We start from the raw sequence: 14954 nt of genomic DNA, 5'->3' as shown, positions 1-14954 counted from the left end.
GGCCCCACCGGGCCCGTCACAGCAGCCCGTCCCACATCTGCTCCAGCAGCACCGACCACCAGCTCTCCGGCGACCCGAGCGCGGCCGGGTCCAACGCGGCGAGCTGCGCCTGGAAGTCCACCGTCCAGCGGCCCGCCTGCTCCTGGTTCAGACCGAACCTGAGCCGCCACATCCGGCCCAGCAGCGCCAGGCAGCGCGCGAACTCCGGCAGGCCGGTGTTCACGAACTGCGGCGGCACCGGCGCACCGCCCGGCCCCGCCTCCACCGGCACGGCCACGATGTTCGCCGTGCCGTACTGCACACAGATCGCCCGGCCGAAGTCACTGCCCACGACGAGGTACGAACCCGCGTCCGACGCCGGCTGCACCCCGCGCTCCGCCGCCAGCTCCGCCAGCGTCGGCACCGGACGCCCCGGCTGGGCCTGTGCCCAGAAGAACGGGCCCATGTCCATCGGCAGACCCGCCGCCACCAGCGTGTGCGCCACCACCGGCGGCACGCCCTGCCGGGACACCGCGGCCTGCTCGAACCGGAACACACCCGGCCCGAAGGCCCCGGCCAGTTCCTGCCCGATCGCCTCCGGCGGAGCGGGTGGCACCGGCTGCACCTGCGGCAACGGAGCACGCACCGGAGCCGGACGGGCCGGCCCGTCGGCCACCTGGTGCAGCTCGCCCTGATGCTCCAGCAGCTGCCGCATGCCCTGCTGCCGGCTCGCGTGATCCGTGCCGTACGGCGCGATGGAGGTGATCCGCGCCTGCGGCCACTGCTCCCGGATCATCCGCGCGCAGTACGCGCCCGGCAGTTCGCACGACTCCAACTCGGTGTGCAGCTCCAGCACCTGGTCCGGCGGCACGTTCAAGGCCCGCAGCTCGTGGAAGATCTGCCACTCCGGGTGCGGCGTGCCCGGTGCCGAACGCCGGATCAGCTGCTGCTCGGAACCGTCCTGCGCGCGGTAGCGCAGCACGGCCTGGTAGCCCGGGCCGACGGTCGGCAGTCCGGCGGGCGGCTGCGGATAGCCGTACGCCGGCGGCGCACCGGGCACCGGTCCGCCGGGCGGCGGCACGGCACCGGGCGGCATGGGCTGCGCGGTGCCCGGGGCGCCGGGGACACCCGGAGCACCCGGAGGCGGCGGAGGCGTGCCGGGACCGCCCACCGGGGGGGCGGCCAGCATGGTCTGCGCGTGGTGCACGGCACCGCCCGCACCGCCCGAGGAGCCCTGCGCACCGGGCACACCCGGAGCGGCGGGAGGCGGCGGCGCACCCGGAGCACCCGGCATACCCGGAGCGGCGGGGGGCGGCGTACCGGGCCCACCGGACGCTCCAGGGGCCCCCGGAGCACCCGGAGGGCCGGGAGGCGCGGGAGGACCGGGAGGCGCGGGCCGACCGGGCGGCTGGGGCACCCCGCCGCCCGTCCGGCCCGGATCGGCCAGCATCGTGGCGGCATGGTGCACCCCGCCCGGAGGCGTCCCCCCAGGAGCACTCGGCGCAGGCGGCGTGCCCGGAGCGCTGGGGGGAGGCGTCCCCCCAGGAGCACTCGGCGCAGGCGGCGTGCCCGGAGCGCTGGGGGGAGGCGGCGTACCGGGAGCACTCGGCGGAGGCGGCGTACCCGGAGCACCGGGCGCCCCCCGACCGGCCGGCACCTGCGGCACGCTCGGCGGAGGCGGCGTACCGGGAGCACCGCCCGGCCCCTCGGGCCCGAGCGACGACACCAACTGCGTCGGCACATAGCCACCCGCCGGAGTCCCCGGCCCACCCGGACCGGCCGGCCCCGACGGCGGAGGCGTGGCGCCCGGCCTCGTACCCGGGGCACCCGCGGCACCCGGCGGAGGTGGCGTCGGGGAACCATCGCCACGGCGCGGCGGAGGCGTCGCCTTGCTGGTCGCGGCGTCCGCGATGTCCCCGGCGTTCGGCGCGAGCGGCCGGGCAGGCGCGCCGGGATCGGAACCCTCCGGACCGGCCTGCGTCGGCGGCACGGGCGGCGGCGCACCCGCCCCCGCGGACGCCACCGGCGCGTTCGGGTCGCCGATCGCAGGCGCGAGCGCCGTCGGTGGAAGCCGGCTACCGCCCGACATCAGCGCCGTCTTGGCCTCCGGCGTCGCCGAGGGCGGTGGCGTGCCGTCGTCGGCACTGCCCAGCGGCGGCGCGAAAACCGTCTGGGGCAGCGGTACGGAACGGTCCTCACCGGCGTCCGCGTTGGTGTCCGTCCCCGCCCACGGCGTCGCCCCCGCGGGCGCGCCCGGCGCACCGGAGGCACCCTCGCCCGCACCCGGGCCACCGGCACCGCTCGCCCCGGCGGCCGGCCACCCCGCGCCGCTCCCGCGACCGCCCGGAGCGGCGGGAGCCGCAGGGGCAGCCGGAGCCGCGGGATCCGACGGAACCCCGGCCTGCGTGTCGGCCAATCCCCCAGCCGCACCCCCCGCCCCGGCACCCGAACCCGCACCGGCACCGTCGCGATCCCCCCGCCGATCCGGAATCCCCAGCTTGTCCGCCGCCTCCTGCAACCACTCCGGCGGACTCAACAGGAACGACGTCTGATTCAGATCCACCCGAGCCGCAGGCGCCGGCACCGGCACCGCGTCCTCCTCCGGACGGCCGTACTCCTCCTCGTACCGACGGATCACCTCACCCACCGGCAGCGAAGGCCACAACGTCGCCTCACCACTGTCCCGCGCGATCACCAGCCGCTGCGCACCCCCGTCCGAACGCGGCCCCTCCGCACGGTCCTCGGCCCACACCACGAACCCGAGCCCGAACTCCCGCACCCGCACCTCACGGTGCTGATAAGCCGGCAGCTCGCCGTTGACCCACTCCTCCGCGCGCTCCTGCGCCTGCGCGAACGTCACCATCGCCAGCTCACTCCCCTACCGACGCCGACGCGGGCACCGCACGCGCGAAACCGCCGTCCACCATCAGGTTCGCCACCGTCTCCAACTCCGGCGGAGAACCCGCCAGCCGCGACAGGAACGCGTCGAAATCCTCACCGCACGGCAGCAGCAACCGCTCCACCCGCTCCGCCGGCGCCAACGACGGATCCACGTCCCGCACGTCGTCGTACGCGCAGAACCACACCGAACCGATCCGCTCGCCCTTCACCTTCACCGCGAGCAGACCGCCCTGCACGAACGCGACGCCCAGGTAGTCCTTGGTCAGGTGGTCCCGCAGACACTTGTTCACATAGACCAGATCGTTGACCGCCGCCTCCTCACGCACCGTGAAGAACGGCTGATCCACCAGCAGCCCCAACTCCGCGTCCAGCGCCGTACCCACCGGCGCACAGCCACCCGCCGCCTTCAGGAACGACCGGTACGCACCCGGCAGCCGGTAACCGAGGTCCTCCTCGACCCCCTGCACCTGCTGCTCCGTCACCGCCACACCCGACTTCGGCAGCCCGAAATGCGCAGGACGCGTCTCCTGCAACGGCCGCGTACCACGCTTGCCCTGATCCACCGCCGCCGTCGCGATACCGCCGTGATGCCTGAGCAGCGCCTTCACCTCGACCGGCACCAGCTCCATCCGCCGCGACCCCGCCACGTGATGCCACGTCCAGCCGTGCGGCGTCGCCACCGCCGGCACCGTGTCCCACAACTCGTGCCCCGACGCCGACAACGCCGCATTCGCCGACACGTAGTCCGTCAACCGCAATTCGTCGACACCGAAACCCTCCGGCGGATCAGCGATCTCCGCCACCGCACGGGCATACGGCGAGAAGACCGGGTAACCACCCTCGTCCACCCGTACTCCTCTCGGGTGACGGGCCGCCCGCACCGGATCCGGGAAATGTACGACCTGCCCGGCGTAGGCCGCGTTCGGCGGCGCGGCCGCTTGCCCGAGCCGACCTGTCGTCATGGCGGTTGCCCCCTGCGGCGTCTGTCTGATCTGCCTGATCTGTCTGTCTGCACTGTTCGGTCACCGCACGCGATCGCGGTGCCGACAGCCTATGCGGTACGCCGACACCGGTCACCGACCCAGGACCCCGCACCCGACACACCCCCTTCCGCTTCCGTGACCAGACGTCACCCCACCGTGACGGGTAAGCCCATGACCGGGCGTGTCACCACGCCCCAGCTTCCGCAGCAGCCACCCGATTTGGCACTCTGTGACCTCCGGGGGGATGCTCAGGAGGGGAAAACGATCATGAGTGCGACACAAGCGGGACCTCACACCAGGCGGTCCGACGACCCCCGCGGCGGCGACCCCCGCATCGGCTGGAGCAGCGCCGACGCCCACCGCACCCCCACCCTCCTGCACCGCCGCGACGGCATCCTCCCCACGGTCGCCGCCGCCCTCTCCGTCCGCGGCACCACCCTCACCGGCACCGCCACCCGCGCCGACACGCCTCCCGCCCTGCACCACCTCGTACAGGACTTCCTCGACACCCTCACCAGCGGCCAACGCGACCGCTACACCGGCCGCTGCGCCGAAACCATCCTCATCTCACGCCACCTCGCCACCGCCGACGCCGCCCGCAGCAAACGCGCCTCACGCAAACCCATGACCAACGGCGAAGCCCGCAAAGCACTCAAACACGCCAAACTCACCACCCGCCGCATCCGCGAGGACGGCGACCCCCTCCACGGCAGCTTCGCCACCCCCTGCCGCGCCTGCACCGCCCTCAGCGCCCACTTCGGCATCCGCATCGTCGACCCCGGCGCCGACGGCTGACCCACCGGCCCCCACACCGACGACCGAGCCACCAGAGCCGACCGAAACGAACCAAGGGCAGATGCAAGCCGACCGCACCTCCACCACCCGCTTCCCCGTCCCCGTCGACGCCGCCCTCCGCGACGCCGGCTGGCGACCTGGACGCTGGGACATCAAACAGGCCGAGATCTGGGCCGACACCCTGCGCGAGCACACCTCACCCGCAGGGCACCGTCACACCGTCTTCCCCGCCGCCGTCGAAGCCTGGGCCGAATTCGGCGGCCTCCACATCACCCCCACCGGCCCCGGCCGCCACATCGCCCCCGCCACGCTCCACCTGGACCCCCTCCACGGCCTCCACATGGCCCGCACCCTCGGCGACCTCGGCCGCGCCCTCGACACCCAGACCTGCCCCCTCGGCACCGAAACCGACAGCCGGGGCCTCCTCGCCATCGACACCGAAGGCCGCGTCTACGCCCTCGACCACACCGGCGACTGGTACCTCGGACCCGACATCGACCAAGCCCTCGCCACCCTCGTCGCCGGCACCCAACCCACCCGCCTCACCACAGGCTGACCGGCACCGACCACACCCCGGCTACGACGCCGGAATCACCGCCGACACCCGGAAACCCCCCGCATCCGTCGGCCCCGACACGAACACACCCCCCAGAGCAGCCACCCGCTCCTTCATCCCCACCAACCCGTTACCACCCGACGGCAACCGCGCCCCCGACTCCTCCGACGACACCGCCGGCGGCGGCTCGTTCTCCACCTGCATCGCGATCTCCGACACCCGATGCGCCAACCGCACGTACGTCTTCGCACCCGCCGCGTGCTTGTGCACGTTCGTCAACGCCTCCTGCACCACCCGGAACGCCGTCGACTCCACCGCCGCCGCATACGACCGCGTCTCCCCCTCCACCGACAGGTCCACGACCATCCCGGCCGCCTCCGACTGCCCGATCAACTCGTCCAGCTCCGACAGACACGGCCCCTCACCCGACCGCTCACCGTCATCCACCGCCCGCGAAGCCGCCACCGCCGCGGCAACCCCCACCGCCGCCAACGGCACCGCCGCACGCTCCGCCCGCGCTCCCTCCCCACCACTGCGCAGCACCCCGAGCATCTCCCGCAACTCCGTCAGCGCCTGCCGCCCCATGTCCCCCACCAGCGCGGCATTCTTCACCGCCTTCTCCGGATCCTTCCGCGCCACCGCCTGCAACGCCGCCGCATGCACCACCATCAGACTCACCCGGTGCGCCACCACGTCATGCATCTCCCGCGCGATCCGGGTCCGCTCCTCATTACGCGCCCACTGAGCGCGCTCCTCCGCACGCTCCGCCAGCAACTGGAGCTCCCGCTCCAGACTGTCCGCCCGCTCCCGCAGACTCTCCATCAACCGCCGCCGCTGCCCCACATACAGACCCAGCAGCAACGGAGGCGCCGTCGCCCCCAAAGACATCGTGATCGACGCGAACGGCAGGAACCACTCCCCGAACTGCAGATCCTTCTGCGACGCGTCCTGCCCCAGCCGCACGAACGTCACGATCAACGTCCCCAGCAACGACATCCCGGCCAGCGCACCGATGATCCGCCGCGGCAGCTCCGACGCCGCCAGCGTGTACAGACCGACGATGCTCATCAGCATCCCCATCTGCGCCGGCGTCACGGCGATCGCCACCAGCACCACCGCGATCGGATACCTCCGCCGCAGCACCAGCACCGAACCGGCCAACGCCCCGAAGACGACCCCCGCCGCCAACGGGATCCCCGCATCACGCGCGAACGGAACCCCCTCCGCCGCACACTCCAGCGCGGACACGGCCCCGAGGCTCACATCGAGCACCGCACCGCGCCGCCTGCCCCACCACCAAGGCCCGCCCCGGGCCGGTGCGTGGTCTTCCCCCGTCGTGGTCATGTCTCCAGCCTACGGGCGCGAGGCGCCCCATTTCCGGTGACTTTCGACAAACGATAGGACGCGATATCCCTCGAACTGGTGAACCCTGCGCCGTTCGATGCCGGGGGCGAGGATTCCGGCCGGACGGTACGCCCTTGGCACGTTCACAGAGCAAGAACACGGACTTCGAGGGGCGGCGGGACCGGGCGGTGGCGCCGCGGCGCGAAGGCTGAGCCGCCGCCAGATCCGCGACCGGCTCCAGTCGACGACAACGACATCCTCAACCGACTCCTGGAGGGCGCCGCGCCCGGAGATGGACGAAGCGAACAAGACGACGCTCAAAAAGCACAACTCCGGAACCGTGCGCAAGAACGTGGGTGATTCCTACCGAAGACGCCTCGTGATCAAAGTCCTCAGAAGCGCCGACTTGTACCGTCGCATCGAGGGCTGTTGGTACGGCATAGTGTTGGGAGCCACTCGACCGTCGGGCGAGATGTCCGTTTAGTCGAGCTTGCTATCCCCTGTGGTGTAATCGGCAACACTATCCACTTTGGATGGATCATTTCAGGTTCGAGTCCTGGCAGGGGAGCACATGCCAGTTCGGGTCCTGACCGGCGAATGCCACTGTCAGGGCCCGCACTCACGTCCCCCACGAACCACCCCGGTATCCTGCGGATGTCCACCCCCACCCCCTCAAAGCCGAAGGGCATCCCGTGAGCGCCATTCGCCCGGCAGCCGTCGTCGTTCTCGCAGCGGGTGAGGGCACCCGTATGAAGTCGGCCACACCCAAGGTCCTCCACGAGCTGTGCGGCCGTTCCCTCGTCGGGCACGTACTCGCCGCCGCCGGTGAGCTGGACCCCGAGAACCTGGTCGCCGTCGTCGGGCACGCCCGCGAGAAGGTCACCGCGCACCTCGCCGAGGTCGCCCCCGACGTCCGTACCGCCGTCCAGGAGCAGCAGAACGGCACCGGTCACGCGGTGCGGATGGGGCTGGAGGCGCTGGGCGGTGCCGTGGACGGCACGGTCGTGGTCGTCTGCGGTGACACTCCGCTCCTCACCGGTGGGACGCTGCAGGCCCTGGCGGCGACGCACTCCGCGGACGGGAACGCCGTGACCGTGCTGACGGCGGAGGTGCCGGACGCGACGGGGTACGGGCGGATCGTGCGGGACGGGGCTTCGGGCGCCGTCACGGCGATCGTGGAGCACAAGGACGCGTCGGAGTCGCAGCGGGCGATCCGTGAGATCAATTCCGGGGTGTTCGCGTTCGACGGGCAGTTGCTCGCCGACGCGCTGGGCAAGGTGCGGACGGACAACAGTCAGGGTGAGGAGTACCTCACGGACGTGCTCGGCATTCTGCGCGAGGCCGGTCACCGCGTGGGCGCGTCGGTTGCCGGTGATCACCGGGAGATCGCGGGGATCAACAACCGGGTGCAGCTGGCCGAGGCCCGCCGTATTCTCAACGACCGGCTGCTGACGCGGGCGATGCTGGCCGGCGTGACGGTGGTCGACCCGGCGACGACGTGGGTTGATGTGACCGTGACGTTCGAGCAGGACGTCGTCGTGCACCCGGGTACGCAGCTGCAGGGGTCCACGCACCTGGCCGAGGGCTGCGAGGTCGGGCCGAACAGCCGGCTCACCGACACGCGCGTGGGCGCGGGTGCCCGCGTCGACAACACCGTATCGCTGGGTGCCGATGTCGGCCCCGAGGCGTCCGTGGGTCCGTTCGCGTATCTGCGCCCGGGCACGCGTCTCGGTCCGAAGTCGAAGGTCGGGACGTACGTGGAGACGAAGAACGCGTCGATCGGCGAGGGTACGAAGGTTCCGCACCTCTCCTACGTGGGTGACGCGACGATCGGTGAGTACACCAACATCGGTGCGGCGAGCGTGTTCGTGAACTACGACGGGCAGGACAAGCACCACACGACCGTCGGCTCTCATTGCCGTACCGGTTCGGACAACATGTTTGTGGCTCCTGTCACGGTCGGGGACGGTGCTTACACCGCCGCCGGCTCGGTGATCACGAAGGACGTGCCGCCCGGTTCGTTGGCCGTGGCCCGTGGCCAGCAGCGGAATATCGAGGGTTGGGTGGCTCGTAAGCGTCCGGGGAGCGCGGCGGCGAAGGCGGCCGAGGCGGTGACTCCGAAGGCCGGTGGCGAGGGCTGACCGGAAACCGGTGCGTCGAACTGGGCGTACCGTGATAAGTGCACATCCGCACCCCACCAGCTGATACGCCCCCGCGGCCAGCGGGAGAGCGCGCGTGACGCTCAGCTGCGAACCTCTGAGGAGAAAGTGCTGTGACCGGGATCAAGACGACCGGCGAGAAGAAGTTGATGTTCTTCTCCGGCCGCGCCCACCCCGAGCTTGCCGAGGAGGTCGCCCAGCAGTTGGGTGTCGGGGTCGTCCCGACGAAGGCCTTCGACTTCGCCAACGGCGAGATCTACGTGCGGTATCAGGAGTCGGCGCGAGGTGCGGACTGTTTCCTGATCCAGAGCCACACCGCTCCGATCAACAAGTGGGTCATGGAGCAGTTGATCATGATCGACGCGTTGAAGCGTGCGTCGGCTCGCTCCATCACCGTCATCGTGCCGTTCTACGGTTACGCGCGGCAGGACAAGAAGCACCGGGGACGTGAACCGATTTCGGCGCGTCTGATCGCGGATCTGATGAAGACCGCGGGTGCCGACCGGATCCTGGCCGTCGACCTGCACACGGATCAGATCCAGGGCTTCTTCGACGGGCCGGTGGACCACCTGTTCGCGCTGCCGTTGCTGGCGGACTACGTGGGTGCGAAGGTGGACCGTTCGAAGCTGACGGTGGTGTCGCCGGACGCGGGCCGGGTGCGGGTGGCGGACCGTTGGTGCGACCGTCTGGGCGCGCCGCTGGCGATCGTGCACAAGCGTCGGGACAAGGACGTGGCGAACCAGGTCACGGTGCACGAGGTCGTCGGTGATGTGGAGGGCCGGATCTGTGTCCTGGTGGATGACATGATCGACACGGGTGGCACGATCTGCGCGGCGGCGGACGCGTTGTTCGCGCACGGTGCGGAGGACGTCATCGTGACGGCGACGCACGGTGTGCTGTCGGGTCCGGCGGCGGACCGGTTGAAGAACTCGAAGGTGAGTGAGTTCGTGTTCACGAACACGCTGCCGACGCCGAACGAGCTGGAGTTGGACAAGATCACGGTGCTGTCGATCGCGCCGACGATCGCGCGTGCGGTGCGCGAGGTGTTCGAGGACGGTTCGGTGACGAGCCTGTTCGACGAGCAGTGAGCGTCTTGCAGTAACCGTTCTGCAAGGTGTGGTCGCTGATCGTTTTGGGTGCGGCCTTCCTCTCCGAGTAGACTGCTGAAGTTGCTCGGCGAGGGAGGCCGTACTCGTCTTTTCCAAGGCGTGTGTACGGCGGTCCGTTATCGACGCGCTCTTCGTAGCAGGCCGTTCGTGGCCGGGTGACCACGTCCGTTTCTCTCTCTACGAGGAGTGATCATGTCCGAGGTGAAGATCGCCGCCGCGACGCGCACCGAGTTCGGCAAGGGTGCCGCCCGCCGTATCCGTCGTGACGACAAGGTTCCCGGTGTCCTGTACGGCCACGGCTCCGACCCGCTGCACCTGACCCTTCCGGGGCACGACCTGCTGCTGGCACTGCGTACGCCGAACGTCCTGATCGCGCTGGACATCGACGGCAAGACGAACGAGCTGGCGATCCCGAAGTCGGTCCAGCGTGACCCGATCAAGGGCTTCCTGGAGCACGTCGACCTGCAGCTGGTGACGCGCGGCGAGACCGTGACCGTCGAGATCCCGGTTCAGGCCGAGGGCGAGCTGGCCCCGGGCGGTTACCTGCTGGAGTACGTCCTGGACGCACTGCCGGTCGAGGCCGAGGCCACGCACATCCCGGAGCAGGTCACCGTGTCCGTCGCGGGTCTGGAGGCCGGTGCCTCGATCCACGCCAAGGACATCGAGCTGCCGTCCGGTGTGAAGCTGGCCGTCGAGGACGACGCCGTGGTGCTGCAGGTTCTGTCCGCGCAGGCCGAGGAGCCCGCGGCCGAGGGCGCGGGTGAGGGCGAAGAGGCCGCCGAGGCCTGATCCTGCCCTTTACGGTCAATCGTGTGGTCGGCCGCTGTTCCCGTGCGGGGGCAGCGGCCGACGCGTATGTGTGGACGGCCATGAGGGATTCGTGGCGGACGGTCTTGAAGGACGCGAAGGAGACAGGGACGTGACGACGGACGCGGGTGCGCCCTGGCTGGTGGCGGGTCTCGGTAATCCGGGCCCCGAGTACGCCGCTAACCGGCACAACGTCGGTTTCATGGTGGCGGATCTGCTGGCGGAGCGGATGGGGGCGCGGTTCAAGCGGCACGGCAAGGCGCATGCGCAGGTGGTGGAGGGGCGGATCGGGCCGCCCGGGCCGGCGAATCGGCGGGTGATCCTGGCGAAGCCGATGTCCTTCATGAACGTGTCGGGCGGTCCGGTGACGGCGTTGCGGGAGTTCTACAAGGTGCCGGTCGGCAATGTCGTGGCGGTGCACGACGAGTTGGACATCGACTACGGGATGCTGCGCCTGAAGTCGGGCGGCGGGGACAACGGGCACAACGGGCTGAAGTCGATCACGAGGTCGCTGGGTTCCGACTATCACCGGGTGCGCTTTGGGATCGGGCGTCCGCCGGGGCGGATGCCGGTGGCGGATTTCGTGCTGAAGGATTTCTCGTCGGCGGAGCGCAAGGAGCTGGACTACTTCGTGGACCGGGCGGCGGACGCGGTGGAGGCGTTGGTGATCGAGGGGTTGGAGCGGGCGCAGAGTGCGTACAACTCGTGACTTGTCCCCTCCGGTGAGTTGACCGACCGCACAGGCATGGCCAATGATCCCGGCCATGCCTGCCTCAGCCGTCGCCGCTTCCGCTGCCGCTGCTCGTCCCCGCCGGGTCTCGCGTGCCGTCCTGCGGGTCGGCCGGGTCGCGTTGATGGGCACGGTGGCGGTGCTGCTGCTGATCGCCGGAGTGTGGGCGTCGTGGGGCACGGCGCAGCACGTGATGCTGACGAAGGGGCGTGAGCAGGGGACCGTCGAGGTGGCCCGGTGCGGCGCGGGTGTGTGCAGCGGGCCGTATTCGCCGGTTTCGGCGGGGTCGCAGGCCCGGGATCGGGTGGTCCTGGAGGATTCGGTCGCCGTGGCCGAGGAGCGGACGTACACGGTGGTGGTGAAGCCCGGCGGTGACGACGTGGTGCGTTCGGGGCCGGCGGGGGTGCTGTACGCGTGGGTGCCGTTGGGCGGGGCGCTGCTGCTGGCGTCCGTGGTGGTGGCCGGTGGGTTGCGGCGGACTCGGGTGGCGTGGGGGATGGCGGGTGGGGGTGTGGCGTTGCTGACGGCGGCGTTTTTCGTGGTGTGAGTGTCGCCGTCTGTACGACGTGGCGGTGCCCCGGGCTGTGGTGAGCCCGGGGCACCGTCGTTGTGCGGCTGTGGGGGTCGTCAGCCGGTGTTGCGCAGGCCGGCGGCGACTCCGTTGACCGTGAGGAGCAGGGCGCGGTCGAGGAGCGGGTCGGCTTCCTGGCCGGCGGCTGCGGCTTCGCGCTGGCGGCCGAGGAGGGCGACCTGGAGGTAGGAGATGGGGTCGAGGTAGGCGTCGCGGATGGTGAAGGTCTGCTTGAGGACCGGGTCGGCGTCGAGCAGTTCGCTCTCGCCGGTGACGCGCAGGACTTCGGCGACGGTGAGTTCGTGCTCGGCCTTGATGGTGTCGAAGACGTGCTTGAGCTCGTCGGGGACGAGGGTGTCGACGTAGTGCTGGGCGATGCGCAGGTCGGTCTTGGCGAGGGTCATCTCGACGTTGGAGATGAAGTTGCGGAAGAAGTGCCACTGCTGGTGCATCTCGTCGAGGACGGTGTCCAGGCCGGCTTCGCGCAGGGCCTTGAGGCCGGAGCCGACGCCGTACCAGCCGGGGACGATCTGCCGGGACTGGGTCCAGCCGAAGACCCAGGGGATGGCGCGCAGGCCGTCGAGTCCGGCGTTGGAGTCGGGCCGGCGGGAGGGCCGGGAGCCGAGGTGGAGGCTGCCGAGGAGGTCGACGGGGGTGGAGGCGAAGAAGTAGGCGGGCAGGTCGGGGTCCTCGACGAGGCCGCGGTAGGCGGAGTGGGCGGCGTCGGAGACGACGTCCATGGCGGCGTCCCAGCGGGCGAGGGCCTCGTCGGACTGGCGGGGTGCGGTGTGCAGGGCGGAGGCCTGGAGGGTGGCGGCGACGGTCAGTTCCAGGTTCTCCCGCGCGAGGGTCGGGATGAGGTACTTGTCGGAGATGACCTCGCCCTGTTCGGTGACCTTGATCTCGCCTTCGAGGGTGCCCCAGGGCTGGGCGAGGATCGCGTCGTGGGTGGGCCCGCCGCCGCGGCCGACGGTGCCGCCGCGGCCGTGGAAGAGGCGCAGGCGTACGCCGTAGCGGTGGGCGACGTCGCGCAGGCGGCGCTGGGCGCGGTGGATCTCCCACTGGCTGGTGGTGATGCCGCCGAACTTGGAGGAGTCGGAGTAGCCGAGCATGACCTCCTGGACGTCGCCGCGCAGGGCGACCAGGCGCCGGTAGGAGGGGTCGGCGAGGAGGTCTTCGAGGATGGTGTCGGCGGCCTTGAGCTCGTCGGTGGTCTCCAGGAGCGGCACGATGCCGATCTTGGCCCAGCCGGCGTGCAGGTCGATGAGACCGGCCTCGCGGGCGAGGACGGCGGCGGCGAAGACGTCGTCGGCGCCCTGGCACATGGAGATGATGTAGGACTCGATGACCTCGGGGCCGAAGACCTCCAGGGCGCGCTTGACGGTCTGGAAGACGCCGAGGGTCTTCTCGCCGGCCGCGTCGACGGGGGCGGGGGTGGGGGCCAGCGGACGCCGGGACCTGAGCTCCTTGGCGAGGAGCTTGGTCCGGTACTCGCGGGGCATGTCGGCGTAGCGCCAGGATTCCTCGCCGAGCCGGTCGAAGAGCTGGCCGAGGGCGTGGTGGTGGGCGTCGGCGTGTTCGCGGACGTCCATGGTGGCGAGCTGGAGGCCGAAGGCGGCCAGGGTGCGGATGGTGCGGGCGAGGCGGCCGTCGGCGAAGAGGCCGCCGCGGTGCTCCCTGAGGGAAGTCTGGATGATGCGCAGGTCGGCGAGGAGTTCGGCGGTGCCGAGGTAGTCGTGGCCGTCCTCGTGGATGGTGCCCTTGGCGAGGCGCTGCTTGGTGTTCTCGAGCTTCTGCCGGATGCAGGTGGCCTTGAGCCGGTAGGGCTCCTCGGCGTTGAGGCGCTTGTAGCGGGGGCTGATCTCCGGGAGCCGCTCCAGGTCGGTCTGGAGGGAGGTGAGGAGTTCTTCGGTGGCGCCGGCGTAGCGGATCGAGTTGGAGAGGAAGCCGCGCAGTTCGTCGATCATCTCCAGGGCGTCGTTGATGCCGTGCTCGTGCTGGAGGATGAGGACGTCCCAGGTCACCTGGGGGGTGACGTTGGGGTTGCCGTCACGGTCGCCGCCGATCCAGGTGCCGAAGGTGAGGGGGCGGGTGTCGTCGGGGAGCTTGACGCCGGCGCGTTCCAGTTCGGCGGTCAGGTCCTCCAGGACGTCGCCGACGGCGCCGAGGTGCAGTTCGTCCAGGTAGTAGATGGCGTTGCGGGCCTCGTCGGCGGGCTCGGGGCGGACGACGCGCAGTTCGTCCGTCTGCCACACCAGGTCGATGTTCTCGGCGAGGCGGGTGTCGAGGCGGCGGCGGTCGGCCTCGTTGACCGGGGTGTCGAGGAGGGCGGCGATGCGGCGCAGCTTGTTGAGGACGGAGCGGCGGGCGGCCTCGGTGGGGTGGGCGGTGAAGACGGGGCGCACGTTGAGGTTGCGGACCGTCTCGCGCAGGTGCTCGGGGTCGGCGTCCTTGAGGCGGTCGGCCGTTCGGGCGAGCAGTCCGCCTTCGGCGGCGCGCTTGGCGCCGAGTTCGCGGCCTCGGTGAACCTGCTCGGTGACGTTGGCCAGGTGGAAGTAGGTGGAGAAGGCGCGCACCAGCTTGGCGGCGGTCTCCAGTTCGGTGCCGCGCAGCAGCTCGGCGGCGGCCTCGCCGTCCTCTCGGGTGAGTCGGCGGACCTTCTCGACGAGTTCCAGCAGCTCGGGGCCTTCCTGCCGTACGAGGGTCTCTCCGAGGAGGTCACCCAGCCGGCGGATGTCGGCACGCAGCTCGCTGCTGGTCGTCGTGGTGGTCTGGTCGTCGGCACTGCTCACAGGTGCGGCTCCTTGCAGTGTTGAAGCTCGTCTGGGAGGGCACCCGGACGGCGTCTCGCGCGGCAGGCGCCGCTTACGGAGCCGGACGTCCGGGAAGTATTCCGAGCGGACCGCGCTGTCCGACCGACTCCCAGGATAGGTGTCGGCGAGGACGCGCAGGCTGTCGGGCTCTTGCCGCGGGGCGACGCACTGCAATACTTACGTCGCCGTAGGTTACGGAACCGTAGG

At 70.9% G+C, this 14954-nt stretch carries 11 protein-coding genes, 1 tRNA gene and 1 pseudogene; 9 read left to right on the top strand and 4 right to left on the bottom strand.

The window, feature by feature from the left end:
* Nucleotides 1-16 precede the first annotated feature (16 nt).
* Nucleotides 17-2842 (bottom strand): SUKH-4 family immunity protein, encoded by a 2826-nt coding sequence (locus tag IE142_RS17430; protein ID WP_191886618.1) that lies wholly within the window; start codon nucleotides 2840-2842, stop codon nucleotides 17-19.
* A gap of 7 nt (nucleotides 2843-2849) precedes the next feature.
* A complete protein-coding gene (locus IE142_RS17425) occupies nucleotides 2850-3842 on the bottom strand; it encodes an SMI1/KNR4 family protein (RefSeq protein ID WP_100045089.1) in 993 nt (330 codons plus the stop codon).
* A gap of 288 nt (nucleotides 3843-4130) precedes the next feature.
* Between IE142_RS17425 and IE142_RS17420 the strand changes: the two genes are divergently transcribed.
* Together IE142_RS17420 and IE142_RS17415 are read left to right on the top strand one after the other, a co-directional pair.
* Nucleotides 4131-4658: a YwqJ-related putative deaminase gene (locus tag IE142_RS17420; RefSeq protein WP_191886617.1), complete on the top strand. Its 528-nt coding sequence runs from the start codon at nucleotides 4131-4133 to the stop codon at nucleotides 4656-4658.
* Nucleotides 4659-4719: 61 nt separating this feature from the next.
* The gene (locus tag IE142_RS17415; RefSeq protein WP_191886616.1) at nucleotides 4720-5214 is read left to right on the top strand and encodes an SUKH-3 domain-containing protein; all 495 of its coding nucleotides are present in this window, start codon (nucleotides 4720-4722) and stop codon (nucleotides 5212-5214) included.
* A gap of 21 nt (nucleotides 5215-5235) precedes the next feature.
* Here the strand turns inward: IE142_RS17415 and IE142_RS17410 are convergent, their stop codons facing one another.
* Nucleotides 5236-6558 (bottom strand): sensor histidine kinase, encoded by a 1323-nt coding sequence (locus tag IE142_RS17410; protein WP_191886615.1) that lies wholly within the window; start codon nucleotides 6556-6558, stop codon nucleotides 5236-5238.
* 304 nt (nucleotides 6559-6862) lie between these two features.
* Here IE142_RS17410 and IE142_RS38770 point away from each other — a divergent pair.
* The 7 genes and pseudogenes from IE142_RS38770 to IE142_RS17380 all read left to right on the top strand — a co-directional run.
* Nucleotides 6863-7042: pseudogene (locus tag IE142_RS38770) on the top strand (hypothetical protein); the annotation flags it as partial.
* Between the two features lie 12 nt (nucleotides 7043-7054).
* A tRNA-Gln gene (locus IE142_RS17405) sits at nucleotides 7055-7126 on the top strand.
* 124 nt (nucleotides 7127-7250) lie between these two features.
* Nucleotides 7251-8699: a bifunctional UDP-N-acetylglucosamine diphosphorylase/glucosamine-1-phosphate N-acetyltransferase GlmU gene (gene glmU, locus IE142_RS17400; protein ID WP_191886614.1), complete on the top strand. Its 1449-nt coding sequence runs from the start codon at nucleotides 7251-7253 to the stop codon at nucleotides 8697-8699.
* Between the two features lie 131 nt (nucleotides 8700-8830).
* A complete protein-coding gene (locus tag IE142_RS17395; protein WP_043372194.1) occupies nucleotides 8831-9805 on the top strand; it encodes a ribose-phosphate diphosphokinase in 975 nt (324 codons plus the stop codon).
* Between the two features lie 213 nt (nucleotides 9806-10018).
* Nucleotides 10019-10615, top strand: a complete 597-nt coding sequence (locus IE142_RS17390; protein ID WP_191886613.1) for a 50S ribosomal protein L25/general stress protein Ctc — start codon at nucleotides 10019-10021, stop codon at nucleotides 10613-10615.
* Nucleotides 10616-10745: 130 nt separating this feature from the next.
* Nucleotides 10746-11342 (top strand): aminoacyl-tRNA hydrolase, encoded by a 597-nt coding sequence (gene pth, locus IE142_RS17385; RefSeq protein ID WP_191886612.1) that lies wholly within the window; start codon nucleotides 10746-10748, stop codon nucleotides 11340-11342.
* A gap of 43 nt (nucleotides 11343-11385) precedes the next feature.
* Nucleotides 11386-11910, top strand: a complete 525-nt coding sequence (locus IE142_RS17380; RefSeq protein ID WP_191886611.1) for a hypothetical protein — start codon at nucleotides 11386-11388, stop codon at nucleotides 11908-11910.
* 80 nt (nucleotides 11911-11990) lie between these two features.
* On the opposite strand, the gene ppc is transcribed toward IE142_RS17380, so the two are convergent.
* Nucleotides 11991-14726 (bottom strand): phosphoenolpyruvate carboxylase, encoded by a 2736-nt coding sequence (gene ppc / locus IE142_RS17375; RefSeq protein ID WP_191886610.1) that lies wholly within the window; start codon nucleotides 14724-14726, stop codon nucleotides 11991-11993.
* Nucleotides 14727-14954 lie beyond the last annotated feature (228 nt).

It is taken from the genome of Streptomyces mutabilis (genome assembly GCF_014649815.1).
In the GTDB taxonomy this organism is placed as follows: domain Bacteria; phylum Actinomycetota; class Actinomycetes; order Streptomycetales; family Streptomycetaceae; genus Streptomyces; species Streptomyces mutabilis.
Note: the sequence above shows the minus strand (reverse complement) of the source record. Positions and strands in the feature narration are given on the sequence as shown.

Coding starts and splice junctions, on each gene's coding strand:
- IE142_RS17430 (WP_191886618.1), bottom strand. CDS start 2,842: ATGGTGACGTTCGCGCAGGCGCAGGAGCGCGCGGAGGAGTGGGTCAAC.
- IE142_RS17425 (WP_100045089.1), bottom strand. CDS start 3,842: ATGACGACAGGTCGGCTCGGGCAAGCGGCCGCGCCGCCGAACGCGGCC.
- IE142_RS17420 (WP_191886617.1), top strand. CDS start 4,131: ATGAGTGCGACACAAGCGGGACCTCACACCAGGCGGTCCGACGACCCC.
- IE142_RS17415 (WP_191886616.1), top strand. CDS start 4,720: ATGCAAGCCGACCGCACCTCCACCACCCGCTTCCCCGTCCCCGTCGAC.
- IE142_RS17410 (WP_191886615.1), bottom strand. CDS start 6,558: ATGACCACGACGGGGGAAGACCACGCACCGGCCCGGGGCGGGCCTTGG.
- IE142_RS17390 (WP_191886613.1), top strand. CDS start 10,019: ATGTCCGAGGTGAAGATCGCCGCCGCGACGCGCACCGAGTTCGGCAAG.
- IE142_RS17380 (WP_191886611.1), top strand. CDS start 11,386: ATGATCCCGGCCATGCCTGCCTCAGCCGTCGCCGCTTCCGCTGCCGCT.